This window comes from Pseudoalteromonas phenolica, from assembly GCF_001444405.1.
Taxonomy (GTDB): domain Bacteria; phylum Pseudomonadota; class Gammaproteobacteria; order Enterobacterales; family Alteromonadaceae; genus Pseudoalteromonas; species Pseudoalteromonas phenolica.
This window is the reverse complement of the sequence record NZ_CP013188.1, coordinates 357684-382329: the sequence shown is the minus strand read 5'-3', so window position 1 is coordinate 382329 and position 24646 is coordinate 357684. Positions and strand designations below refer to the sequence as shown.

At 40.6% G+C, this 24646-nt stretch carries 21 protein-coding genes; 12 read left to right on the top strand and 9 right to left on the bottom strand.

What is annotated here, in order from left to right; genetic code table 11:
* Nucleotides 1-362: 362 nt before the first annotated feature.
* Together PP2015_RS18880 and PP2015_RS18875 are read right to left on the bottom strand one after the other, a co-directional pair.
* Entirely contained in the window at nucleotides 363-815 is a 453-nt protein-coding gene (locus tag PP2015_RS18880; protein WP_058032054.1) for an NfeD family protein, read from the bottom strand.
* Nucleotides 816-818: 3 nt separating this feature from the next.
* A complete protein-coding gene (locus PP2015_RS18875) occupies nucleotides 819-1772 on the bottom strand; it encodes an SPFH domain-containing protein (RefSeq protein ID WP_058032053.1) in 954 nt (317 codons plus the stop codon).
* Nucleotides 1773-2124: 352 nt separating this feature from the next.
* On the opposite strand from PP2015_RS18875, the gene PP2015_RS18870 reads away from it, so the two are divergent.
* Nucleotides 2125-5055 (top strand): TonB-dependent receptor domain-containing protein, encoded by a 2931-nt coding sequence (locus tag PP2015_RS18870; protein WP_058032052.1) that lies wholly within the window; start codon nucleotides 2125-2127, stop codon nucleotides 5053-5055.
* 173 nt (nucleotides 5056-5228) lie between these two features.
* Here the strand turns inward: PP2015_RS18870 and PP2015_RS22185 are convergent, their stop codons facing one another.
* Complete coding sequence (locus PP2015_RS22185; protein ID WP_083496685.1) at nucleotides 5229-5405, bottom strand: ATP-binding protein; 177 nt, start codon at nucleotides 5403-5405, stop codon at nucleotides 5229-5231.
* 446 nt (nucleotides 5406-5851) lie between these two features.
* Here PP2015_RS22185 and PP2015_RS18860 point away from each other — a divergent pair, with 446 nt between their 5' ends.
* A complete protein-coding gene (locus tag PP2015_RS18860) occupies nucleotides 5852-6571 on the top strand; it encodes a ZIP family metal transporter (RefSeq protein ID WP_058032050.1) in 720 nt (239 codons plus the stop codon).
* 29 nt (nucleotides 6572-6600) lie between these two features.
* Here PP2015_RS18860 and PP2015_RS18855 read toward each other — a convergent pair whose 3' ends face one another.
* From PP2015_RS18855 to maoP, 3 genes are all read right to left on the bottom strand, one after another.
* Nucleotides 6601-7557 (bottom strand): zinc transporter ZntB, encoded by a 957-nt coding sequence (locus tag PP2015_RS18855; protein WP_058032049.1) that lies wholly within the window; start codon nucleotides 7555-7557, stop codon nucleotides 6601-6603.
* Between the two features lie 173 nt (nucleotides 7558-7730).
* Nucleotides 7731-7859: a hypothetical protein gene (locus tag PP2015_RS22145; protein WP_257720527.1), complete on the bottom strand. Its 129-nt coding sequence runs from the start codon at nucleotides 7857-7859 to the stop codon at nucleotides 7731-7733.
* Complete coding sequence (gene maoP, locus PP2015_RS18850) at nucleotides 7846-8199, bottom strand: DUF413 domain-containing protein (RefSeq protein WP_058032048.1); 354 nt, start codon at nucleotides 8197-8199, stop codon at nucleotides 7846-7848. Before maoP ends, PP2015_RS22145 begins: the two co-directional genes overlap by 14 nt.
* 170 nt (nucleotides 8200-8369) lie before the next feature.
* On the opposite strand from maoP, the gene PP2015_RS18845 reads away from it, so the two are divergent.
* Nucleotides 8370-8612 (top strand): hypothetical protein, encoded by a 243-nt coding sequence (locus tag PP2015_RS18845; RefSeq protein WP_058032047.1) that lies wholly within the window; start codon nucleotides 8370-8372, stop codon nucleotides 8610-8612.
* Nucleotides 8613-8781: 169 nt separating this feature from the next.
* Here PP2015_RS18845 and PP2015_RS18840 read toward each other — a convergent pair whose 3' ends face one another.
* Nucleotides 8782-9636, bottom strand: coding sequence for a mechanosensitive ion channel family protein (locus tag PP2015_RS18840; protein WP_058032046.1), 855 nt, complete (start codon nucleotides 9634-9636; stop codon nucleotides 8782-8784).
* 250 nt (nucleotides 9637-9886) lie between these two features.
* Between PP2015_RS18840 and astB the strand changes: the two genes are divergently transcribed.
* A complete protein-coding gene (gene astB / locus PP2015_RS18835; RefSeq protein WP_058032045.1) occupies nucleotides 9887-11224 on the top strand; it encodes an N-succinylarginine dihydrolase in 1338 nt (445 codons plus the stop codon).
* A 606-nt stretch (nucleotides 11225-11830) separates the two neighbouring features.
* The gene (locus PP2015_RS18830) at nucleotides 11831-12691 is read left to right on the top strand and encodes a tetratricopeptide repeat protein (protein ID WP_058032044.1); all 861 of its coding nucleotides are present in this window, start codon (nucleotides 11831-11833) and stop codon (nucleotides 12689-12691) included.
* Nucleotides 12692-12809: 118 nt separating this feature from the next.
* Here PP2015_RS18830 and PP2015_RS18825 read toward each other — a convergent pair whose 3' ends face one another.
* Both PP2015_RS18825 and PP2015_RS18820 read right to left on the bottom strand, forming a co-directional pair.
* Nucleotides 12810-13907, bottom strand: coding sequence for a PepSY-associated TM helix domain-containing protein (locus PP2015_RS18825; RefSeq protein ID WP_058032043.1), 1098 nt, complete (start codon nucleotides 13905-13907; stop codon nucleotides 12810-12812).
* Between the two features lie 69 nt (nucleotides 13908-13976).
* Nucleotides 13977-16118, bottom strand: a complete 2142-nt coding sequence (locus tag PP2015_RS18820) for a TonB-dependent siderophore receptor (protein ID WP_058032042.1) — start codon at nucleotides 16116-16118, stop codon at nucleotides 13977-13979.
* Between the two features lie 260 nt (nucleotides 16119-16378).
* Here PP2015_RS18820 and PP2015_RS18815 point away from each other — a divergent pair, with 260 nt between their 5' ends.
* From PP2015_RS18815 to PP2015_RS18785, 7 genes are all read left to right on the top strand, one after another.
* Nucleotides 16379-17530 (top strand): phospholipase effector Tle1 domain-containing protein, encoded by a 1152-nt coding sequence (locus PP2015_RS18815; protein WP_058032041.1) that lies wholly within the window; start codon nucleotides 16379-16381, stop codon nucleotides 17528-17530.
* Between the two features lie 60 nt (nucleotides 17531-17590).
* Nucleotides 17591-18340 carry an MBL fold metallo-hydrolase gene (locus tag PP2015_RS18810; protein ID WP_058032040.1) on the top strand — a complete coding sequence of 250 codons (750 nt, stop codon included), beginning with the start codon at nucleotides 17591-17593 and terminating at the stop codon, nucleotides 18338-18340.
* 110 nt (nucleotides 18341-18450) lie between these two features.
* The gene (locus PP2015_RS18805) at nucleotides 18451-18921 is read left to right on the top strand and encodes a YHS domain-containing (seleno)protein (RefSeq protein WP_405127378.1); all 471 of its coding nucleotides are present in this window, start codon (nucleotides 18451-18453) and stop codon (nucleotides 18919-18921) included.
* A 454-nt stretch (nucleotides 18922-19375) separates the two neighbouring features.
* Nucleotides 19376-19726: a hypothetical protein gene (locus tag PP2015_RS18800; protein ID WP_058032038.1), complete on the top strand. Its 351-nt coding sequence runs from the start codon at nucleotides 19376-19378 to the stop codon at nucleotides 19724-19726.
* 69 nt (nucleotides 19727-19795) lie between these two features.
* Nucleotides 19796-20404 carry a hypothetical protein gene (locus PP2015_RS18795; RefSeq protein ID WP_058032037.1) on the top strand — a complete coding sequence of 203 codons (609 nt, stop codon included), beginning with the start codon at nucleotides 19796-19798 and terminating at the stop codon, nucleotides 20402-20404.
* On the top strand, nucleotides 20404-21519 hold the full coding sequence (locus tag PP2015_RS18790) for an efflux RND transporter periplasmic adaptor subunit (RefSeq protein WP_058032036.1): 1116 nt from the start codon (nucleotides 20404-20406) through the stop codon (nucleotides 21517-21519). Before PP2015_RS18795 ends, PP2015_RS18790 begins: the two co-directional genes overlap by 1 nt.
* Before the next feature lie 9 nt (nucleotides 21520-21528).
* On the top strand, nucleotides 21529-24636 hold the full coding sequence (locus tag PP2015_RS18785) for an efflux RND transporter permease subunit (RefSeq protein WP_058032035.1): 3108 nt from the start codon (nucleotides 21529-21531) through the stop codon (nucleotides 24634-24636).
* Nucleotides 24637-24646: the final 10 nt, after the last annotated feature.

The window sequence follows — 24646 nt, the reverse complement described above, 5'->3', positions numbered from 1 at the left end:
TTGAACTTGCCTATTCAAAACTGAATCAATTTTCCAACTTAGTTAGGCATTAATGATGGACTTTACCTTCACTACACCATGTGTTTGTGCACGTAATAAACGATTAATTCGCAAAATTAGTGTAATCAACCAATACAGATAAAAACATTACTCGCCATTACAGCCTGACGAAGTAGTTAAATAGAGAGAGCTCGAAATTAGAGGGGGACTGATCTGCTAAATATGAAAAATTGATGAAACCCAATGCATCAAATACTCAAAAATAGCGACATTATTTAGGGCATCTTACCAGATCAAAAAACGGGTTTAAGTTGAGCAACTTAAACCCGTTATGTATTTTAGCATTAAGCTTAAATGAGTAATTAAACCTGCTCAACCCAAAACACACCGACCTCTTTTTTCACGACCTTGACTTGGCAGCCTTTGCTTAGAGGTTGTTTACTCTTAACTAACCACTCTATGCCTGAATAAGCATATTTATAGCCGTTATGCTCATCAACATCTTGTTCTAAAGTGAAAGCAAGCTCAGCAAAATCACTGTGCACATCAGTTGATTCTCGGCTTTCTTGTAATCTTTTAAGCGGCTTCCAAAGTAATGCTGCTAAGCCGGCAGTTATGATGGCATTCACCCAAAGGGCGGTAATCCAATCTACATCGAGTAAACCCGCATACATCAAGGCGCCACTAAACACCAATGAAAGGCCCACAAAGAACAATACAAAAGTGGCAAAACCAAGTACTGCGACTTCAATAATCAGTGCCACAACACCTAATATAAGCAATGTTTGAGGAATATTGTCTGTCAAAAATGCCATAAGCTAGCCTTTTTGCTTTTGATTTAACGAATTAATAATAGACATACCTTGCGCAACCAAAGAACTTGCGTCAGTGCCGCTGTCTGGTAAAAGCACAACCGATGACTCCTTAGCAATCGCTTCTTTGGCACTAATCGCTTTGGTTGCTAAGTCGAGCTGAATCGCTTTTTGACCCTGCTCTGTATTTGCCGCTTCACCGACTTTGCGAAGCGCATCTGCTTGCGCTTCTGCAACGGCTAAAATTGCTTTTGCTTCACCTTCAGCCTGTAATATTTGCTCTGCTTTATCAGCTTCAGCAGCAAGAACCTGTGCTTGCTTTTTACCTTCTGCAACGTTTATAGCAGCTTGTCTATCACCCTCAGACTCTAAAATTTGCGCACGCTTAACACGCTCAGCCTTCATTTGCGCTTCCATTGCTTCCATTACAGAGTTAGGTGGCACAATGTCTTTAATTTCATAACGTAAAACTTGAATACCCCAAGGCTCCGAGGCAGAGTTTATCGCTGCAACAATATTGGTATTGAGCAAATCACGTTCTTCAAAAGTTTTGTCTAGCTCCATTTTACCCAGTTCACTACGCATTGTAGTTTGCGCTAACTGGGTTACCGCAAAAATATAGTCATCAACGCCATAAGTCGCTTTATATGGATCTAGTACTCTGAAATATAAAACACCATCAACAATTAAAGAGATATTGTCTTTGGTAATGGCTGACTGAGAAGGTACATCGACCGCCTGCTCTTTTAAGCTTCTATCAGCAGCGACACGATCTATGAAAGGGACAATAAAGTTTAAACCCGCTTCTTTGGTGGATTGATATTTACCAAAGCGCTCAACCATCCAAGCTCGGTTTTGTGGTACAAATTTGATGCTACTTTTTAATACAATAATCACAAAAAGTAGTAGAAAGAATTCGATTTGAAATACAAACTCTACAATTTGACTAACTGGATCCATGTTTTCTCCTTTTCTTAATGAGTATTCAGATTACCACCTTGTTTCTATGTTCTCTACTTTGATTTTTCCCTTTAATTAGAAAGAAGTTTTTTGTTTTAACATTTAAAAAACAAATTTTGTATTGATTTATTTACAAGTTCCCCACCCCACAACCTGTATACTGTATACCTTTACAAAAAATTTACACTTAACCCTGTGAAAAATCTAAAGAGGTACAAAAGTTAACACTTTTAAAATAAACAATTGATGCAAATAACGCAATTTTACAACCAATGTTTATTAAATGTTTACTTTCTTTATTATTATGTTTCGGCTTTTGAAATGAGCTGAATAAAATCATAAAGGGAAAACAATGAAAAAAAATAAATTGAATATAGCAATAAGTACAGCTCTTGCGGCCTCCTTATCTGGCTTTGTTGCTGCTCCAGCTTTTGCAAATGAAGCTGATTCAAAAGATGAAGCTAGTAAGATTGAACGTGTAGAAGTCACTGGTTCTCGTATCGCGCGATATGAATTTTCTCAACCAGCACCAACAATCACTTTAACTGGGGAAGAAATTGAAAGAGCAGGTATTCCTGATCTTGCATCTGTTCTATCTGAACTTCCGGCCATTGGTGCAACTGCGACAATCCGTGCAAACTCTGGTAGCAACTCTGCAGCAGGTTCAAGTAGCATCGACTTACGTCGTCTAGGTACGGCACGTACTCTTGTTCTAGTAAACGGCAAGCGACATGTAGCTGGTTCTGCTGGTAGCTCAACAGTCGATTTATCTACAATCCCTAGCTCTCTAATAAAACGTGTTGATGTAATCACAGGTGGTGCATCTGCAATCTATGGTTCTGATGCTGTATCAGGTGTTGTTAACATTGTTTTACGCGATGACTTTGAAGGTCTAGAAGTTAAAGCTAGTTACTCCAACTCGACTGAAGGTGTGGGTAATAGAAACCTTACAACTAGTTTACTAGCTGGTGCGACGACTTCAGACGGCAAAGGTAATGTAACTTTCTTCGTTGGTAAAGATGTTATTGATGAAGTAATGGCAAGAGACATCAGAAATTATAATACTGATGGTCACGTTCCAAACCCAGAAAACACGGGTGAAGAAGATGGTATTTTAGACCGTATCTGGGTTAAGAATGTTACTTCAGAACGAATTAGTCCTAATGGTGTTTTACTAGCAGGCCCTTACAACTACACTTTCTCTAATGATGGTGTGGGTGAATTAATGCCTACTCGTGATCTTACAAGCAGCTTTGCATTTGGCTCTTTCCCTGATGGCTGTAAATACTGTTTCAACCCATCTGATTATGAAAACTTCCTTCCTCAGAGAGAAAAAGTAACTGTTGCTACTACCTTCAACTATGAAGTTTCTGAAGAACTAAACTTCTACTCTGATGTGAAATATGTAAGAGCTGATATTGCTCAGCAATTCCAACCAAGCTTCCGTTTCAACAGAGACCGAGTAAATATTGCAGAGAACCCATTCATTCCTCAAGCAACAAAAGACTTTTTTGCTGCTGAAGGTATTGAAACCGCTTTCGCAAACAAATTCTTTGACGAAATTGGTAACCGTTCTGCAGATAACAAACGTGAAACATTTAGAATGGTATTTGGTGCAAAAGGTGCTTTTGAGCTGAGTGAAACACCGTTCGACTACGACGTTTACTACTCAAATGGTCGCACAGAGAATGACCGTATCACTCAAAATGACCTAATTGTAGGCAACTATGTTGCTGCGATTGATGCTGTAATCGACCCAGAAACAGGTAAAGCAGCATGTAGAGCAAACGTAGCATCAGCTCAACCTGATGGCTACTCAAACCCTGCAACTGTGAATCGTGATGCTTGTGTACCTTACAACCCATTCGGTAATGGCTTAGCTTCGCAAGCAGCGCAAGACTGGGTAACAGCTGACGTACAACGTAACGATACTATCAAGCAACGTTACTTTGGCGGTTCAGTATCTTTTGATACAGCAGAGTTTTTTGAATTGCCAGGTGGCGCTGTAGGCGTTGCTGTAGGTTATGAAAAACGTTGGGAATCGTCAGAAACTATCACTGATGAACTAACTCGTTCAGGTGCAATGGCGAACGCTGCAACACCTAATACATATGGTGAGTACGATGTATCTGAAACGTTTATTGAAACAAGTTTACCTATATTAGCGGATGCTTTCTTAGCACACGAGCTAACTTTAGATGCTGCATACCGTAAAGCCGATTACTCACATGCAGGTAAAGTTGACTCTTGGAAAACAGGCTTTATGTGGTCGCCAATCGAAGGCTATAGCCTTCGTGGTACATATGGTGAAGCAGTAAGAGCCCCAAACATTGCGGAAGCTTTCTCACCTCGTTCACCTGGCTTTGGCCGAGTTGCCGATCCTTGTGATGCTGATAATATTGGTGACCAACCAAACCGTGCTAAAAACTGTGCGGCATTGGGTATTCCTACAGACTTCCAGCCAGATGATGCGGTAAGTAAGCGTGTTATCAGCGGTGGTAACCCAAATCTTGAAGTTGAATCATCAGAGTCATTAACGGTTGGTTTGGTAATGAACCCGATTGATGATTTAACATTTAGTATTGACTATTACGATATCGAGATCACCGATGCGATCGATAGTCTTTCAGTACAAACTGTAGCTGATAACTGTGTAGATGGTCCTGATCTTGACCCGACTTTCTGTGGCCAAGTAACACGTGACCCGAGCACTTTAGAAATTACACAAGTTGAATCAGGTGAGTTAAATACAGCGAAGCTTGAATTAAAAGGTATCGATTTTGACCTGAAATATAAACTTGACCTTGCTGACTTCAACCTGCCAGGTGAAGCAAGAGTTAACTTATTCCTAAGTCATACTTTAGAATTCAACACATATCAGTTCCAAAACCGTCCAGAGCTAATTAGTAGAGAGCATGGTGAGCTTGGTGACCCTGAATTACAGGGTAACTTCAGTGTTAACTACCGCTTAGATGATCTATCTGTAACTTGGTCAACACGCTTTATTGACCGTTCAGCACTAATTGACTTAGAAGACACTTTGACTGCTGATGGCGAGCCTCGCGGTGATACTACAGAAGACCAAGAACACTCATATATTGGTAGCCACTTCACGCATGATATTTCTGCGCGATACAACCTTGACAATGCGACAATCGAAGTAGGTTTCCGTAACGTCTTCGATAAGCTACTACCTGACTACGTTTCTGGTAATGGTTCTGGCTCATCACTTTACGATCCTTGGGGCCGTCGAGTATTTGCTAACGTAACTTATAAGTTCTAATCTCCCTGAACTTACACAAAAGGCAAGGTTAACCTTGCCTTTTTTCGTTACTGCTAAAAATGAGAGAATTGCTGCAAAGATTTAGATGTCAGAAAATTAAGGGATAAGCCTTTTGAGGCACACTTACTACCTATAATTTCAGCAAAAGTAGAGATCGGGCATAAGCCAACAGACTAAGGTATGTGCAATTCACAGTTATCACTTACCTTGGATCCGTTCTGCATGGCAACTAAAGAAAAAGCGAATTCAGTGCCTTTTTCGGGTGAACTTGATATCAGTATCGCACCAACTTTCATCAAGTTACATAAGCGCTTTACAATGACTAGCCCGAACCTTGTTCCACCATGCAATCTAGTTGATGATGCGTCACACTGGCTAAATTTATTGAATTATTTTTGGGCGTTCTGATCTCATTACTCATGTTTGCCAAGAATTCGAATTTGAGTTTTGAATGTTTCTATGCTCAGACTTGTTCAAGCCCCAATGCCTCATTGGCACTAATAAGCTATCTTTGGACTGATTTGTTTTTATTATTTCTTAGTTCACCCACCATAATCGCAAACGCGAGATTGATAGCAGTTGACTCAAAAAGTAGCAACAATAAATCACTGAGCTTTAACGGGGTCATCTTACTGAAGATTAGTAACTCCTTGCCAATTTATCTCGATGATTTTGTTAATCGACAACAATATAATGTAACGCTAAACATTTGCAATAAAACCCTTAACAGAGCTGAACTTATCTTCTATATTGAAGAAGCTTTGCTTTGATAGGTTATTTAAATGGCTGTGCAAATATGCCCGAATATCTAAACATTATTCTTCTCACTAGCCTGGCAGGATTATGCATCCCTATTGGTGGCTTAATTGCAAGTATCGAATCTATTCGCCCTTATTGGTTAGAAAAAGAGCTGAGACATTTTCTTATCGCATTTGGCGGTGGCATTTTATTTGGCGCAGTAACGACTGTATTAGTGCCTGAAGGCATGCATAATTTACCAAGTCAGTTCATTGCAATTGCGATTTTGTTATTAGGCGCGCTGAGTTTTTTCTTTATAGAGCGACAACTTGGAATCAAACGCCGTGAATCGCCTCAATTAATGGGTATGACTTTAGATTTTGTGCCCGAAGCAATTGCATTAGGTGGTTTGGTCGCATCTGGCTCATCGACCGCTTTAATGCTCGCTCTGCTGATCGGTTTGCAAAATTTGCCAGAGGGTTTTAACGCTTTTCGCGAATTAAAAGAACAAAATAAAAGTACTAAAACCACTTTGATGATTATGTTTTTACTGGCGCCACTGGGCCCTTTAGCTGGATTGTTTGGGTATTATGTGTTGGCAGGACATCAAGCCATGTTAGGCGCCATCATGCTCTTTGTATCTGGCGGGATCTTATACTTAATATTCCAAGATATAGCACCGCAGTCTAAGCTCAAAAAACATTGGGGGCCTCCGCTTGGTGCTGTTTTTGGCTATGCCTTAGTATTATTCAGTAATATGCTGATCGGCCATAGATGATCAGCATTTAGGAAATATATCTATTTCGTTTAATTCACCCATTTATTGCGGCGGAAATAAATCACTTGCGCCACCACTAAAACAAACAACATGCCACTAAATATATAGAAAGCCATCGGATTATCTGTGCCAGGTATCCCGCCCACATTAATACCTAACAACCCGGTTAAAAAACCAAGTGGTAAAAAAATCGCAGCTACAATAGACAACACATACATACGGTCATTCATGATCTGACCAACTCGCACATTAATCTCTTCTTGCAACACAGCCGCACGCTCTTTACATGAATCTAACTCTTCAATATAACGCGTTATGTGGTCTAACGATTCACGAATTTGATGTTTACATTCACTCGTTAGCAACATATTTTTGTCATGAAGTAAGGACTGTAAAGCTTCTCTTTGTGGAGATAAATGGCGACGAATTGCGATAATTTGTCTACGTAAATTTGCCAGCTCAGATTGAAAGCTTGTTTGTTCACCCGTCAAGACTGAGTCTTCATACTCTCCTAACTTGTCGTCAATAAAGTGAACCGTATCAGACATGTTATCTGTTAGGTGCTCAATCATACTCACGAGCCATTGGGAGCTCGTTTTTGGGCCTTCACCTTGGTTGAGCAAAGCCGCAATTTCTGAAACTGAGAAAATACGTCGATGTGCCGTCGAAACAACACAGTTCTCAGTTATGTAGAGTCTTACAGATACCATGTCTTCAGGTTTGGCTGATTTTGCTAGATTTATTCCGCGTAAAGATACAAACAAACCACTACCAAAAAACTGCGCCCTAGGTCGTGTTTCTTCAGAGATTAATGCTTCTTTTACTGTTTCAGACAAAAACGCAGCTTGCTCTATCCACTCAACCGCATGCGCTTCACTATAATCTAAATGCACCCAAAATGGTTGGCTTTGATCAAGTTCGTCAAGTGACACTTGGGTCTGTGATTTTAGATTAAAAACGCGTTGTGTGGTGTTGGTTTTTTCCATTACAGGTTCCGAGTAGGTTGTAATTAGTTTTATTTTTTACAGTTAAAGATATTTCTAAAATATTAGCGTGGACATTTTCATAACGCGAATAAAAATTGCCCTTGCATAAATAACCACATCCGAATAGTCATTTATCAAGGGCAATGGAGATATTTAAATTTTATTTCGTGATTTTAACGCCACTTTGGTTTGTCAGCTTCGACGTAATGTCGCTTTTGTTTTTTGCGTTTTTCATCACGCATCTTCTTAGCACGTCTTTCTTGTTTATCATTTCTAAGTGAATCACAACTAGTACGCATCATGGAACATCTCATTATAGAAATCAGTTGGGCTCATCGACCCCTTACTATTACTCACAGCGCTTGAACGATGAGAAGCTCGATATACAGCATATAAAAACTTCTGCCATAATTTATGTTCGTACAACATAACAGGCTCTTCAGACTCCAATGCAGCCACAAATTTGTGTTCTGTTTCAGTTTCTGGCATTAGCGAACCGTCATAAAGGCCTTTTAAAGTATGCCCATAATGAATTAAATAATTTGCCTCTGAGATTGTAAAAAACCCAGAACGGTCAATACCTCCAAAGAAGTGCTCTTCAGCATAAAACTTTTTACTTCCTGGACGAATATCCGCAATCATAACTGTCTCCAAAATGTAAGCCCTAACAAGCAAGGGACAAAGCAAACATAAAAGAAGATTTAAAGTTTGAAAAACAAATAATAATTGTCGTGAAATAAAAATTTTTTAGTTTTTCTTTTTTAAGTTTCCACCATAGATTTACATCGGAAATAACCCCACTAGGAAAAACGATGAAATACCTTTTATGTGTTGTCTTTTTATTTGCATCTGCAATGACCTTAGTCAATGCAGCAGAGTCTGAAAATGCTTCTCCATGGGAAGTAAAAGACGCGTATTTATACTGTGTTGAGACTTACGGTGATAAAGATGAAAAACAACTACTTGATTGCGTCAATGAAGAAATGATCGCGGGTGAGTACAATACATTTAAAACTCTAGCGGATGTATTGGCATATATCGAAAAGGCAGAGTAATAGAACTACTTTGCACTGATGCCTAATACCAGTCGTATGAAGCTTAGAGTCTATTATTGAGAGCTGGTATTAAAATCTCCAGCACTTTTTGGCAACCTCCTCATCCTCAAAAGGGCTCATTATGAGCCCTTTTTATTTATTCTTAAAAAACTTAATGCTGGAAAATCAATTATTTCGTGATTTTCAATTCACCATCTATATGAATATCCCTTTGCGGGAAAGCAATGACAATACCCGCGTCTTTAAACGCTTTGTCTAAGGCAAATCGAATATCACTCGACACCAGTCTCAGCCCCCCCTCAACACTCGAGTTGATCCAAAAGTACGATTCAAATACTAAAGAATTATCACCAAAATCTAGAAAAAAGACTGAAGGCTCAGGGTCAGCAAGTACGTTGTCATGTCCCTTTGTTGCTTCGATCATTAACTTGGCCACCAATTCACAATCAGAACCATAAGCCACACCAACTCTCACGGTTCCTCTAACAAGCCGATCGCGCAGTGTCCAGTTAACAACCGTATTTTCAAGCAGCTTACTGTTTGGGATCAGCATATGCACACCATCAACACGGCGAATGCGAGTTGAACGGGTATTTATTTCTTCAACTATGCCTTTAACACCTTCAACCTCAAGAAAGTCGCCAATTCTAATAGGCTTTTCGCCGATTAAAATCCAACCACTGATAAAGTTATTGATGATATTTTGTGCACCAAAACCAAAGCCAATAGCAATTGCACCAGATAAAAATGCGAACGCTGTAATAGGTACATTTAACATAGATAACGTTGTTAAAAAAATCACAGCAAGAGACACAACAACAATTATTCTACGTACTAATTGAATGATATTAGGGTCTCGTTGTTTGGCTTTAAGTTGTTTCTCGACTGATTTGACCGCAAAGCGCACTAGCCAGAAACTCACAAATAGCCAAAACGGAACAATCAATATTTCACCAACCGTGAGAGGCTCCTCATTGAATGTGAAAATTGTATAATTTAGTAGCGCACTTATTTGAGCTAGCATTATTTTTCCTTCTTTATTTGTTCCACTTATTGACTATTGTTAGTTAGTCATGGCTATAGAATTATATTCAGTTTATGGCTTTTATTCAGATCCACATAACCATTTGGCACATTGCTTGAACTGATTATAGCCAAATGTATTTAATCAAAAAAATAAAACTTTGAAATAATTAGCTTTTTAATTTAATAGCTGGCTAACCGAATCATCACAACACCGTATTAGTGCAGCACTGCACCATAAAGAGGCAACAATGAATTACACAGAAGTCAATTTTGATGGCCTAGTAGGGCCAACCCATAATTATGCAGGATTATCATATGGAAACGTTGCATCTAAAACGAATGCCAACAAAGTCGCTAATCCCAAAAAAGCAGCCCTGCAAGGGTTAGAAAAAATGCTAACGTTGAGTCACATGGGCATACATCAAGGCGTGCTCGCCCCAAATGCTCGACCAGACTTAACAACACTTCGTGCTCTTGGTTTCTCTGGTTCAGATTCAAATGTTATATCACAAGCAGCAAAAGCTGCTCCCCAATTTCTAAAAGCTTGCTATTCTGCATCTTCAATGTGGACTGCCAACGCTGCAACAATTTCGCCGAGTAGTGACACAGGTGATGGTAAAGTACACTTCACACCAGCTAATTTGAACAATAAAATCCATCGTGCCATTGAGGCGAAGACCACTGGCAATATTTTAAAAGCCACCTTTGCTGATGAATCCGTGTTTACCCACCATGCACCACTTCCACAACACACTCTTTTTGGAGACGAAGGAGCAGCAAACTATACGCGCTTGGCTGACAGTTATGGTCATTCAGGTTTAGCCCTGTTTGTGTATGGTGAAGATATGAATAGCAAAGTGAAGCCACAGGTATTCCCTGCTAGGCAAACACGCCAAGCCAGTGAAGCAATTGCCAGAAGCCATTTACTCGACCCTGCACAAACTCTTTATATCCAACAAAATCCAAATGTAATTGATCAAGGTGTATTTCATAACGATGTCATTGCCATTGGTAACGAGAATGTATTTTTATTCCATGAACAAGCTTTTTATCAGCAAAAGAAAGTCATCGCGCAAATAAGACAAAACTACACTGGTACACGCCCCTTACATTTAATTGAAGTCACCGATGCTGATTTAAGTGTTGATGAAGCCGTTAAAAGCTATATTTTTAATAGTCAATTAGTAAGCTTACCAAATGGAGGGATGGCATTAATTGCTCCTAGCGAATGCCAAGCAATTGATTCAGTTGAACGCTATTTGGCATCACTACGCCAAGCCAGTAACCCAATTGACGAAGTCATTTACATGGACTTAAAACAGAGTATGCAAAATGGTGGCGGTCCAGCTTGCCTGAGATTAAGAGTCGCATTATCACAAAATGAATTAAACGCAGTTAACCCTAATTGTTTAATGACCGATAAGCTTTATAACACGCTGAACACTTGGGTAAATAAGCATTATAGAGATCGTTTAGTAGAAGCTGACTTGGCTGATCCAAGCTTGATGCTAGAGTCACAACAAGCGTTAGATGAATTAACACAAATTATGAACTTAGGTTCTGTATACGATTTTCAAAAGAGTTAGGCCCACTTTGTTGGTGTTTGGCAGTAAAAGAAGAACCCCTTTCATTGCCAAACATACTTACAGCTCTTACTAAAAAAACCGAAAAAAATCTCCAACCCCATATTAAATATAAGAATTTAAGCCTCTATTTATTTAGATTTGAAAATAGTTTCAACTATTTAAAAGAAAAGCGCGACAGCTTTTGATACCATCAGTATTAATTAACCTGAATTCTGGATAATCAATCTATCTCCAGTGGTTACTTATTTAAGTTGTTAACCAACAATGAAAGCACATGTTACTCATACCAGAGTGACTAGCTCTAAAGTGTGGTTATACTAATCTTCAATAATACTCAATCATTTTGAGGGACTAAAACTGACGCTAGCTTGGTTAAAAATTTCTTATTTGCGACTGCATGGATGCGGAAGATAGAGCAATGCAGGAACAATTGCCGAGAATAACTAAATAGCAAAATTTTAGCCTTGCCTACATAGATGAAGGTACGTCAGCGTTAGCAGGACACAAAAGTGATGCTATCACCGGTTTTCCTTGCCTCAAAATAGATCGCTAATTAAGAGGGTTGGTATTAGTTTTATTTTTTCCTTCATAGGAGTTCACTCTCGCATGCATTGTCGTACATTTTTAACCATGCTTTTTCTTACATCAATTTCGTTTCTTAGTAATGCGAATGCAGAAAAAGATGCAAATAAAGCCGTTCAACAAATCGAGTCCCCGCTCTATAAACCTCTCGTTGAACGCTATATTTTGGATGAACTCAAACAACTGCGCCAAGACCAACAAGCTACGCGCGCGGAACTAATAGAGAAAGTCGTCAATGCTAAATTAGAGTCATCTGATCGAGCCATTCGTTATACTGCAGACACCACCAATACTATTTTTTACATCATTACTGCTGCGGCTTCTATTTTGGTGTTGCTAGGATGGAAGTCGATCCGCGACATCAAAGAAAGTATGGAAGCATCAACGACACGACGTATTGAAAAGCTGACGGCCAAATATGAAGAGCGCTTAAATCAACTTGAAGACACCATTAAAGAGCGTTCGAATCAGATTGTTGAAGCGCAAAAAGTCATATCCGAAAGCAACATGGTGCATTCACTTTGGATGCGAGCGGGTCTTGAAAAGAGCGATCAAGAAAAGCTTAATATTTACGACCAAATTTTAGAGATTAATCCACATGACGTTGAAGCACTGACTTACAAAGCAGATTTATTATTAGATATGAATGATGATGCTTGGGCATTATCGCTTGTAAATCAAGCTATTGAGCTAGATAGTAATTATGCACTTGCCTACTGGCAAAGAGCCTGCGCTAAATCCAAACTGGCACAGTTTCAAGAAGCCCTTGAAGATATTCGTACAGCATTGACTCTGTCGAACACGCTAAAAGAAGAGCTTGATAGAGAGTCTTACTTCAGTGGCTTACGCAAAGAGCCGGCCTTTATTGCACTTCAACAAGCCTAAATTAACCTGAGCTCTGGATAAATTAGTCCTTCCAAAAAAATTAAGCCTCTTTATTGAAGAGGCTTAATTGTTACTTTATCTATAATTTTATCTCTTTCTGTGTAGGGCTCAAGCCAGCTCAAATTGGTTGTGCAACTTTCATCGCACGTTTCTTTGGTCTTCTTCTTTTTAGCCACAAATAGCAGCCTGTAATAGCAAAGATTAGTGGCGTTAAACCAATTAGACACCAAATAACCCGACTAGGCAGGCCGGCAAAATATCCAAAGTGGAGCTTACGAAAACTATCAACAGCGACTAAAAAAAACGGCGCTTCACGAATATCATAATTCGGCATACGCTCACCTGTTTGCTTATTAAAGGTGACCATAGAAGCATATTCGCTGGTGACAAAACTGGTGTTGCTTACTTCTCCAAAGAATGTGACTTGAAGTTCAGGCTCATATGGAAAAAGTAAATAAGTTGGCCTAAACCCACCCATTTGCTGAGTTGATTCAGCAATCATTTTATCGAGTGAAAGCTGGTGATTGTAGAGTCTTTCAGTTATCACAGTTTGATGTTCTTCACCATGCTCAAGCTCATGATGAATGATCTCAGAAATATTCCAATATACCCCTGTGAAACCAATCACCAATAAAACAGGCGCTGACCAAATGCCAACTAGCTTATGAATATCGCTAAATAATGCAATGCGCTTTACCTTTAGCCTCAGAGTAAAAAACTTTTTCCAAAACTGGCGATAAATAATTAGCCCGGAAATGCCCATAAAAAGCAAAATGAGTGATGCGACCCCTGTAACCCACAGCCCGGTATCACCAATCAAAAACTTATAGTGCAAATCAAGCAGCCAGTCTGTTAGGTAATGATTGACCGCAACAGGCTCAGAGCGCACAACCCCTTGGTATTGATCAAGATAGACTTTAAACCATTCACTCGTACCGTGCTTGAGCACATATACACGATCTGCTGTTATACCATCATCAAATACTTCCCAACTGCCAATTTCATAACCCTGGAGCTGGTTGTTTAGCTCAGCTCTTAACTCGTCATAACTTAGTCTTTTACCTGTTTCGCCCTCTACAACCGCAAGTTCTGGCATTAACCAATGATCGAATTCTTCTTTAAAAACTAAAATACTGCCTGTTAAAGAAATAATGATAAGTGGAATGGCGACGACTAATCCAAGATAGTGATGCCATAAATGGAGTGTTTTTTTCATTTTTGATTGCCCCTCATATGGTTATAAACCACAAAAGGCCGCATAAGCGGCCTTAAATTTTTTATAAACTTACAATGACCAATTTAAAGTCAATGCATAGTTACGAGGTGCACCATAGAAACCTTGTGCCCAATACAATGAGTTAATGTACTTCTCATCAAATACATTATTGGCATTGAAGGTCAGGTTAACTTGATCGTTGATTTCGTAGCTTGCCATAAAATTAACAATCGCATAGGCGTCTTGTTTAGTAACGAAATTTTCAGTGGCATTTTGTATACGGCTGATCTCATCTTGCCAGCGCATGTTCATACCAAAGCTTAACCCTTCAATGGATTCAACATCATGTTTAACCGCTAGCTTGAATACCTGCTTTGGTGTGTAATCTTTCACAAGTTGTGCTTCTACATTACCAGCATTGAACGTGTCAGACACATCAATGTCTGTTTTGGTATAACCTAGGTTAGCACTGAAGCCATAGCCAAGCTCACCGCTTAGCTCTATTTCATAGCCTTTCGATTGAATGCCTGGAGCCGCTTTGTGAACTGTTTTATCTGGTGTCGAATTATCCACATCTGCAACAGCAATGTTCACTTGCTCTGCGTTGAATAACGCTACATTTAGCATCAACCTCGAATCGAATAGTTCTGCTTTTACACCTAACTCTTGTGTATCACCGATAATTGGTGCTAACTGAGAACCATTAGCGTTAGTCTCGGTTTGAGGCGCGAAAGTATCTGTGTCTGAAATATATACATTAATATCGTCATTGACTGAATACACTAGACCAATATGCGGAGTTGTATCACTATCTTTTCGACCTTTATTATTGCCATATGATAACCCTTGTGTTTCCCAATTTGTGTATCTAAGACCAGCGAGTAATTTTAAATCATCAGTAAGAGAAAAACGCGCAGATATATATTGAGAACTTTGTTCACTGTGTACATCAGAACCCGGGGCTGCTGGGTTTACATCAACCAAAGTTGGCACCGGCGCAACACCATCCCACTCATTCATGTTAGGCATTGGCGGGAAACCATTACCGGTTTGATAATCATATAAAGAGCGATCAAAGTAATACATATCGGCTTCGCTAGCACCAAAAGCCACAATATGCTCTTGACCAAACAGCTCAAAGCTACCGCGCGCATACACATCGAATAAGTTTAATCTGTCGCGTAGTTGATAATCGCTGGCATAACCTGTTAGACCTAAGCCTGTTTCTGCATCTGGTGTGCCATACACATAAAATAGATTCGAGTCTTGCTCGTTTTGCGTATGTGCATAGCGTGCAATGACACTCCACTCGTCACCAATATATTGCTCAAGTTCAACAAATGCTTGTTTTGAGGTGTTGTTCCAATACGCCCAATCTGCTGCTGTTGAAGTAGAAACATCATAGTTTGTTGGTTGACCTTTGTTATCAAATAACGCTAATGCGCCCCAAAGCGGGCTGTCAGCATCATTACTTTGATAGGTTAAACTGGTCGTTAATGTCGTTGTATCTGTTAAAGCAAATTCAGTAATGCCATAAAATACTTCACGATCTACCGCATAACGGTCTAAGTAAGAATCACGTTTTTGCTTAACCACAACAGCGCGGCTAGAAACCATATCATTAAAGCTGCCTGACACATCTGCTTCAACACGTTTATTTGACCAAGAGCCTGCTGTTACTGACACATCAGCACGTAAATCGGCCGTTGGGCGTTTACGAATAAAGTTAACTGTTGCTGATGGATTACCAGCGCCTGTCATCATGCCGTTTGCACCCATCACAACTTCAATTCGTTGATAAATCGCAGTATCTAGTGTGCCCTGAAGTGAGCCTCGCTCTTGCGGTAAGCCTAAGCCATCTACTTGAAAATTCACTATATCGAAACCACGAGCTTTGTAGTAAGTGCGGTCTGTTTCTATCTTCTCAACTGACACACCTGGTGTCGTTTCTAGTACTTGATTCACATCGTCTAATGAAAAGTCGTCCATCAGCGCACGCGTCACCACTCGCACAGATTGCGGTGTTTCTTTAATTGAAATACCTAGCTTAGTGGCTGTTTCTGCTTCAACTGCCAGATAGTTACTGTGCTTGTCGCCTAATACTTGAATCTTCTCAATGTCTTTTTTGCCATCATCCGCAAAAGCGTGACCAGAAAGAATTGCCGAAGTAGCAACGAATAGAGCGCTTAACTTAAATACACGACTTGTCATAAGAGAGCCTAAATTGGTTATTATTGAATCGCGACGCAATATAATGCAAATGAGACTAATTTGCAAAATCAATTGCAAAAATAAAAACTATTTCAGCTATGAATAAGCAAATAGTGCAATGAAAAAAGACAATTGATATAGTAATCAGCTACCTAGGAGAGCAATGACCTTGCATGCTGTGGGGGTTACTCTAGAGACTTAATCCGAAATAAAGCGCTTACTAGCCTTTATTGCCAAAAATACATTGTCTAAGGAAGAGAATGAGTAGGCTGATCGTTTTTAATTTTGATGGCACAGGTAATGAGCCTGAAGATGCAAAACAATATGATGAACAAAAAGATGCCAGCATCAGTAATATCTTAAAGCTGCACTTTTTAATGGGTGGTAACCTACACCGTGATGGTGAGCACTATGGTCTGTCAAATCGCAACAACATCGCACATTGCTTTTACTATCAAGGAGTGGGTACGTATGGCGGCTGGTTTAACCGCTTTATTAATCAAGGCTTAGCGTTTAATTCATGGGATGTGTCATACATTCTCAATAAAGCGAGAAATGACTTTTTAAACCACTATCGAACGGGTGACATCGTATTAATCACTGGGTTCTCTCGCGGCGCAGCTTTAGCAAGGCGATTTGTCTCTTTGATTGAGCATGCCATTAGCAATGACGACATGCCCCCTTTCATATTCTTATGTGTATTTGATACCGTTGCCAGCATCGGTCTGCCCGACTTAAGCACTCGCAAACGCCCTAAATTCTCAGTCGTTTTTGAGCATGGCCGCACTATTTCAAACCTAGTCAAACACGCCACTCATTTAGTCAGCCTTGATGAAAAGCGTAAAGCCTTTCAGCCAACCTTGATGAACCATGATCCAAATAGGATCACAGAAATTTGGTTTGCTGGTGCTCATTCAGATGTTGGGGGCGGATATAAAATGGATGGCCTCGCTGATGTGGCACTTGGTTATGCCATTAATTGGCTCAAACATATGCAACAGTTGCATGACTTACCGCACTTTACTTTAGACATCACCGATAGCGATTGTCTCAAACAAGCTTGCCCTGATGCACTTCAAGGTACCATCAGTCACGACGATTTATCTCTATCTCCTAATGCGTTAGGCCTCAACCATCAACAAACCCGCACTTTTTTTATTGATTGGTTAACCTTAGATGACCGAATTTGTTGTGTGATGAAAGACAATAAAATCGACTCTAGCTTAACGCCTGTGGTGCACCACAGTGTCGCCAAAAGGGTTAACTTAGATAACAATTACCAACCAAATTCTCTTGAGCAAACCGAACACCATTTATGGCATGACTTTACTCGACCTTTGCAGACATTTTCATGTGTCACTGAACACTCTGAACAGAAAGAGCAAGATTATGCTGAATTAGATGAGCACTAAATTTTGCACAAAGTGGTCAGATGAGTTATAAAAATGCTTAGCGCGTTGGGGAGTATCTTAATGAAAATTCATCAAATAGAAGGTTATATACAAACAATTTATCTTGTTGAATATCAAGATAAACTCATGCTGCTTGATGGTTGCTGTCGTGCAGATCATGACATTGTCCTGAGCTTTATCACGCAAACACTCAATCGTGCCATTGGCGACTTAAAAGTCATTCTCGTGACTCATATGCACCCTGATCATGCAGGTGGCGCACATAAACTTGCTAAAACCACAGGGGCAAAAATTGCTGCATGTAATGCACCAGGGCACTGGTATCGCGGCCTAGATGGCATGTTAATGCATTGGACTGATATGCTACTCGCGCTTTATGTTGCAGGTCGAAAAGGGAAGAAAAAACAGAATCTATTTTACCCAAGAAAGTTGCGAGCCGACCATTTTCTCGCAGACGGCATGACCATACCTGGGTTTGATGACTGGCAAGTCATGCACATTCCTGGTCACACCGATCGAGACATTGCCGCTTATCATATTCCATCAGAGCGTGTTTATGTGGCTGATTTAATGGTTAAAGTTAAAGGTAAATTAATACCACCATTTCCACTGTTTTATCCGCGACGTTACCGCAATTCGTTGCTGGCAATTAAATTACTTCAGCCCAAGTCTGTTATTTTGGCGCACGACGGCGAGTTAGACTTTGCTGATATAGACTTCGACAGTTTGATAGAGTCAGCGCCCACCACCCCAATGACGCATTGGCGCTCTGTAAAATATAAGTTTAAAAAAGCACTTAATATCCATTAGCACTGGGTTTAAACGATTCGGATTTTTCGACATATATTCTGGCAGTTTGGATATATCTGCAAATTTGCTCACTGGTTAAGCTATCAACAACTTGAACATTTGGAGCAAATCTGATGGCTTTATTCACTTCTTTCAAAACTGCAATAGCCGTGGCTTTAATCGGTATTTCATCAATCGCCCATGCAGGTCACGATACTGAAACAGATCAAAATGGCGTTATTTTAGCGGGTCACGATGTAATTGGTTACTTCACAGAAGGTAAACCTGTTCTTGGTAGCGCAAAGTTTACCGCCGTATATAACGACGCAATTTACCGTTTCGCATCAGCTGAAAATAGAGACTTATTTAACACAAACCCAGCTAAGTACGCCCCTCAATATGGCGGCTTCTGCGCTTACGGTATGACATTCGGTAAAAAATTCGACATCGACGGTAAGGCATTTGAAGTCGTTGACGGCAAGCTATATGTAAACAAAAACTTAGACGTTTATAAAGCTTGGGCTGAAAACGTACCTAAGCACATTATTGAAGCTAATTCAGAATGGCCCGAGGTAGAAGAGGTCGACCCTAACAAACTTTAACCGCTAAGCGGCTAAGTTTGTTTGTCAGGCTTAGGGCGTGTTGACCTTTGTTGTGTGTTTTTGCAGCTGTGAGTTGGATATTTAGGCAAGGCAGAGGCTGCGAAGCATAGTTATTCTATGTAAGTTAGCCGATAACGCCGAATAAATGTTCAACTCGCGCTGCTCGAAGAGTTCAACCAAAGGCTTCCACTACTTTGTCATTCGCCACTTACATAACCCATTATGCTGCGCTGCTCATTTCGCGTATCGAAAGCCTTTGATTTGAACAAAACTCATACCTCAAAGATAAACACGCCCTTATCTCAGGGAACTTAGCCTGACTTTTTTGTCTATTTGATTAGTTTTAGATTCAGTTACTAATCAAAAAAACGAAGACATTTTTAATAATTAAAAATTGAGCTTGTGGAATTTCGGTGTTAGCATCAGGCAAAATTTTTATGAAAACAGTCGCCTAATGCGTAAATTAACTCTTCTTATAATGATGCTTTGCATTCTGAGTACTCAGGTATTCGGAAGTATTGCGCATGGAGAAGAGCACCATACTCAAGGCGATGTTCACCAATTACTTCATGAAATAGGTCAGCCGCATAGTCATGATCATGACAACGAAAGCGAGTTTGAAATTTCATTCACTAAAGACGCCGTAAAACACATTAATCAAGACTTACATTGCTGTGCAACGGTTGCTCTAGATGCTTTCCCTTATTCCAAAGCCGAAATAAAACCAATGGGCTCAATTGTATCAATTAATAATAATTGGTCACCGCCCTTTATAAAACATACCACACCTCCCCCTCGGGCTTAATTCAAATTAACGTTTCGTAGTCAGTGACTTTTGTCGCTCGGCTAGTGTTTTTGTTTTTTTGGATTAATTATGTCTGTTACATTTTATGCACTGCATCAAAAGCAGTTTAGTGCACGTTTTATCTTCGTTGTACTTGTGTTATCGCTTGCTTTTATCACTAAAGCGATAGCGTCTCCTGGTGCCCATGGCCCAAATGGTGAACATTTAGATACGCGAACTAAAGTCGCGGCTTCAATCAATCCGAAGTTTGAAAGCTTCACCGAAACCTTTGAATTGGCTGGTGAGTTGCTTGAAAACCAACTGGTTATTTACCTCCATGATTTTAAAACCAATACCCCAATTTCTGATGCATCAATCGATTTAGAGCTTGGCGAAATGGCCACAAGTGCTGAATTTTCAGCGCAGCAACAAGCCTATATTGTTACCGAGCAAACGCTACTCAAGAAGCTAAAACAAGCGGGGTTACACGAAATCGTCATGACAATCTTGACCGAAGACAATGGCGATTTATTAGTGGCAAATTTAGAAAACCACCAAGCAGTTGAAACAACTGATACACATGAAAATGCCGAACATGATGACCATCACCATGACTTCCCATGGCTAATTGTTTTGCTGTGTATTGGGGTATTTGTGATTGGTTTGTTTGTTGGTCGTTTATCTAAGGAGCGTAAATAATGAAGCTTAAAAACGCGGTATTGTTATCTCTAAGTTTATGCTCGCTGAGTTTATTTGCCTCGCCTGGTGCACATGGCCCTAACGGTGAACACTTAGATCAAAAGTCTAACAAAGTTGAGGGTGCGCTCGGCAAACAAGCAGATGGCTCTGTTATTATGCCGATGAAGCACCAAGCTTTACTTAATATACGCACTCAATTTGTTACTGAGTCAGAAGTAAAAAAACATGTTCGTTTAGACGCTATTGTTAAGCCGCACCCAGATGGTTACGCAAAAATTCAATCAAGTAGTCATGGTCGATTAGACGCACCTGAAACTGGTATTTATCCAACGGGTGCAAAAGTGAATGCAGGCGATGTGCTTGGCCTTATTCGTTATCAAGACACCGCCTATGAACTTGCCAGTCAAACCAGTGAGTTAATCGCGATCCGCAATCGTATTGAGCAAACCAATCGCGATGTTGCGCGTTTAAAGAAGCTTGGAGATTTAGCCTCAAAACAAGCATTAGAGCAGCTAGAAACTGAGCTTTTAAGCTTAAAGCAACAGGCTCAAGCGTTGCAAAAAGGTCTAGAGAAACCAGAGGTATTAATTGCCCCAATCTCGGGGGTGCTTATTAACCACACAGTTTCACGCGGGCAATGGGTTGAAGCGGGTGAAGCCTTGTTTGAGATAATCGCGCCAAACCAATATCTCATTGAAGCAAGCACCAGTGATTTATCGCTTACTCAGCAATTAACCTCAGCAAAAGTGATTGAGCAGCCAGCAATCTCACTTAACTATTTGGGATTTTCACCCGAGCTTGTGAATGGCTTAGTGCATGTTAATTTTGAGTTGGCACAAGAGCAAGCTGAAAACAGCTTATTTATCAATCAAAACATTAGCTTACAAGCGCCTATTAATGAAAAGCAACAAGGCATTGTGATCCCTGCGGATGCCGTTGTATTGAGTCAAAATAATTTGCCGCAAGTGTGGATAAAACTCTCGGCAGAGCGTTTTTTACCTCAACTAATTCGCTATCAACATCTTGAACCAGGGCTTGTGTTAGTCACTGAAGGACTCGGTGCTGATAATCGCGTTGTGGTGACAGGTGCATCACTGTTAAACCAAGTGAGATAGGCAATATAAATGTTTAATTTATTAGTAAAAAGCAGCTTAAAAAACCGTTTGGTTGTGCTCTTGCTTGCCTTTGTCATGATGGCTTACGGTGTGTTGCAAGGTCAAAAGCTGCCAGTGGATGTATTTCCAAACCTTAATAAACCGGTTGTTACTGTGTTAACTGAAGCAGGAGGTATGGCCCCTGAGGAAGTTGAACAATTAGTGACTTTTCCCCTTGAAAATTTACTTAATGGAGTGACTGGTGTTACCCGTATTCGCTCAACTTCTGGCATTGGTTTATCCATTATTTACATTGAGTTTGAATGGGATACCGATATTTATCGCAATCGTCAGTTGGTCTCTGAGCGATTAGATTTAGCATCAGAGCAGCTACCGACTGGCATTACGTCTGTAATGGGGCCTGTGTCGTCGATTATGGGTGAGGTGATGTTGATTGCGCTGCCCATTGATGCTGATGGTGACACCGATGCAATGGCCGCCCGTGAATACGCCGATTTTGTTTTGCGCCCACACTTATTAGCCATTCCTGGTGTATCACAAGTGATCCCAATTGGCGGTGAAGTGCGTCAACTCCGTGTTGCGCCCGATACAATGCGCATGCGCCAACTAAATGTGGATTTAGCGTCACTGCAAGCATCGCTAAATGACTTTGCTGCTAATTTCGGTGGTGGCTTTGTTGATTTAAACAATCAAGAATATTTAATTCGCCACCAAGGCCGCACGCTCGATGTGGAACACCTGAAAAACTTAGCGGTTGGTTGGCATGATGGCCGTCCTGTACTTCTATCACAGGTTGCTTCTGTGAGTTATGCCGCAGCTGAAAAACGCGGTGATGGCGGCTTTAATGGCAAGCCAGCGGTGGTGATTAATGTGCAGAAACAACCCAATGCCGACACAGTGCAATTAACTACGCAAATTGAATCAGCTTTAGCTGAGCTCAATGCAGGTTTACCAAAAGGCATTGCTCAGCCACAAGTATTGTTTCGCCAAGCAGATTTTATTAAATCATCCATTGATAATGTGACAGAAGCGCTGCGAGACGGTGCCATTATGGTGACTATCGTGCTGTTTTTGTTTTTACTTTCTGCAAAAACAACGCTGATTTCACTGTTTGCTATTCCGCTTTCTTTAGCGGTGACGGTATTGATTTTTCAATGGCTTGGTCAAAGCATTAACGTTATGACCTTAGGCGGTCTTGCAATTGCCATTGGTGAATTAGTGGATGACTCGGTAGTAGACGTTGAAAATATTCTCAGGCGCTTAAAACAAAACGCGCAATCGCAATCACCAAAATCTGTCTTTGATGTGGTGTGGCAAGCCAGTGTAGAAGTGCGCTCAGGCATTGTTTACGCGACCGCGATTGTTATCTTGGTATTTTTACCACTGTTTGCGCTACCAGGCATTGAAGGCCGATTATTCTCGCCGTTAGGGCTTGCCTATATTGTTGCGATCCTAGGCTCACTATTGGTGTCGATGACGGTGACCCCTGTGCTGTGTTACTACTTATTACCGAATGCCAAAGTGATCCACCAAGGCGATAGTTGGTTGGTAGTAAAATTAAAGCACTTACAAAGCCTTTGGATTGATTGGGCGTTGCCTAAGTCAAAACAGCTGATTGCGGTAACAGGTGTTGTAGCACTGCTTTCGGCGGCAAGTATTTCGCAATTTCCCCGTGCTTTTTTACCTGCATTTAATGAAGGTTCCTTGGTGCTTGGTATTATTTTTGAGCCAGGTACATCGCTTGAAGAGTCGAATAAAATGGGGCATTTAGCAGAATCATTACTACTGTCAGTGCCAGAAGTCACGCAAGTGGGAAGACGCACAGGGCGCGCGGAATTAGATGAACACGCTGAAGGCGTTCACTCGTCAGAGGTAGATGTCGACTTAATCCCGTCAGAACGAAGTCGCGATGAAGTGCTTGCTGAAATTCGTGACAAATTGTCTGTTTTGCCAGGGCAAGTTGCTATCGGTCAGCCAATTTCGCATAGACTCGACCACTTATTATCGGGTGTGCGTGCGCAGCTTGCGATTAAGCTGTTTGGTGATGATTTAGAGGGCTTACGTATCAGTGCAGAAAGTCTGCGTAAAAAACTTGAAAGCGTTCCAGGTCTTGTCGATATCAACATTGAAAAGCAAGTGCTTATTCCGCAGTTGAGTGTGCGTTTAAAGTATGAAGACTTAGCTAAATATGGCTTAACACCGGGCTCAGCGCTTCGCCAGTTAAATATGCTTACTGAAGGCACCAGCGTAACCGATGTGATAGATGGGGTAAAACGCTTTGAGTTGGTACTTCGCTTAGAAGATCAAAACCGAACGCCTGCAGCCATTGCAAAGACCCTAATTGATTCGCCAGCGGGTGCAATTCCAGTTTCCTATATTGCCGATATTCAATTGCTTGATGGCCCGAATCAGGTGCTTCGTGAAAATGGACGACGTCGATTAGTGTTATATGCCAACAGTGAAAATGTCGATGTAAAAACGCTGCTTGCAGATATTCGCGAAATCGTGGCTGCGCATGAGCTACCCGATGACAGTTTTATTAGTCTAGAAGGGCAATTTTTAGCGCAAGAACAAGCCATGCGTTTATTGATTGTGCTGTCAGTTTTGTCATTTGCACTGATCTTCTTAGTACTTTATCTGCGCTATCAATCCATGGTGTTTGCAACCATTATTATGTGTAGTTTACCTATGGCCTTGATTGGTGCAGTGATTGCAATGTGGTTAACCCATACTTCGCTGTCGGTCGCCTCTGTGGTTGGGTTTATTACCCTAACGGGCATTGCTGCACGAAATGGTATTTTAAAAATTAGCCACTATCTAAACTCAATTCGCTTTGAGGGCGAGTCATTCGATAAAGCCTTGATTATTCGCGGTGCTAAAGAGCGTTTATCACCCGTTCTGATGACCTCAATGGTAACAGCGTTCGCGTTAATACCTTTGTTGTGGGCGGCCGATCAACCGGGTAAAGAGATTTTACACCCTGTTGCAATTGTTATTTTCTCAGGCCTTATGAGCTCGACTTTGTTAGATACCTTGTTAACCCCTTTGCTGTATTGGAAATTTGGTAAAAAACCGACTGAAAAATGGCTGAGCAGTAACTCAAAAGAACTTATTTAATAACTCGCTT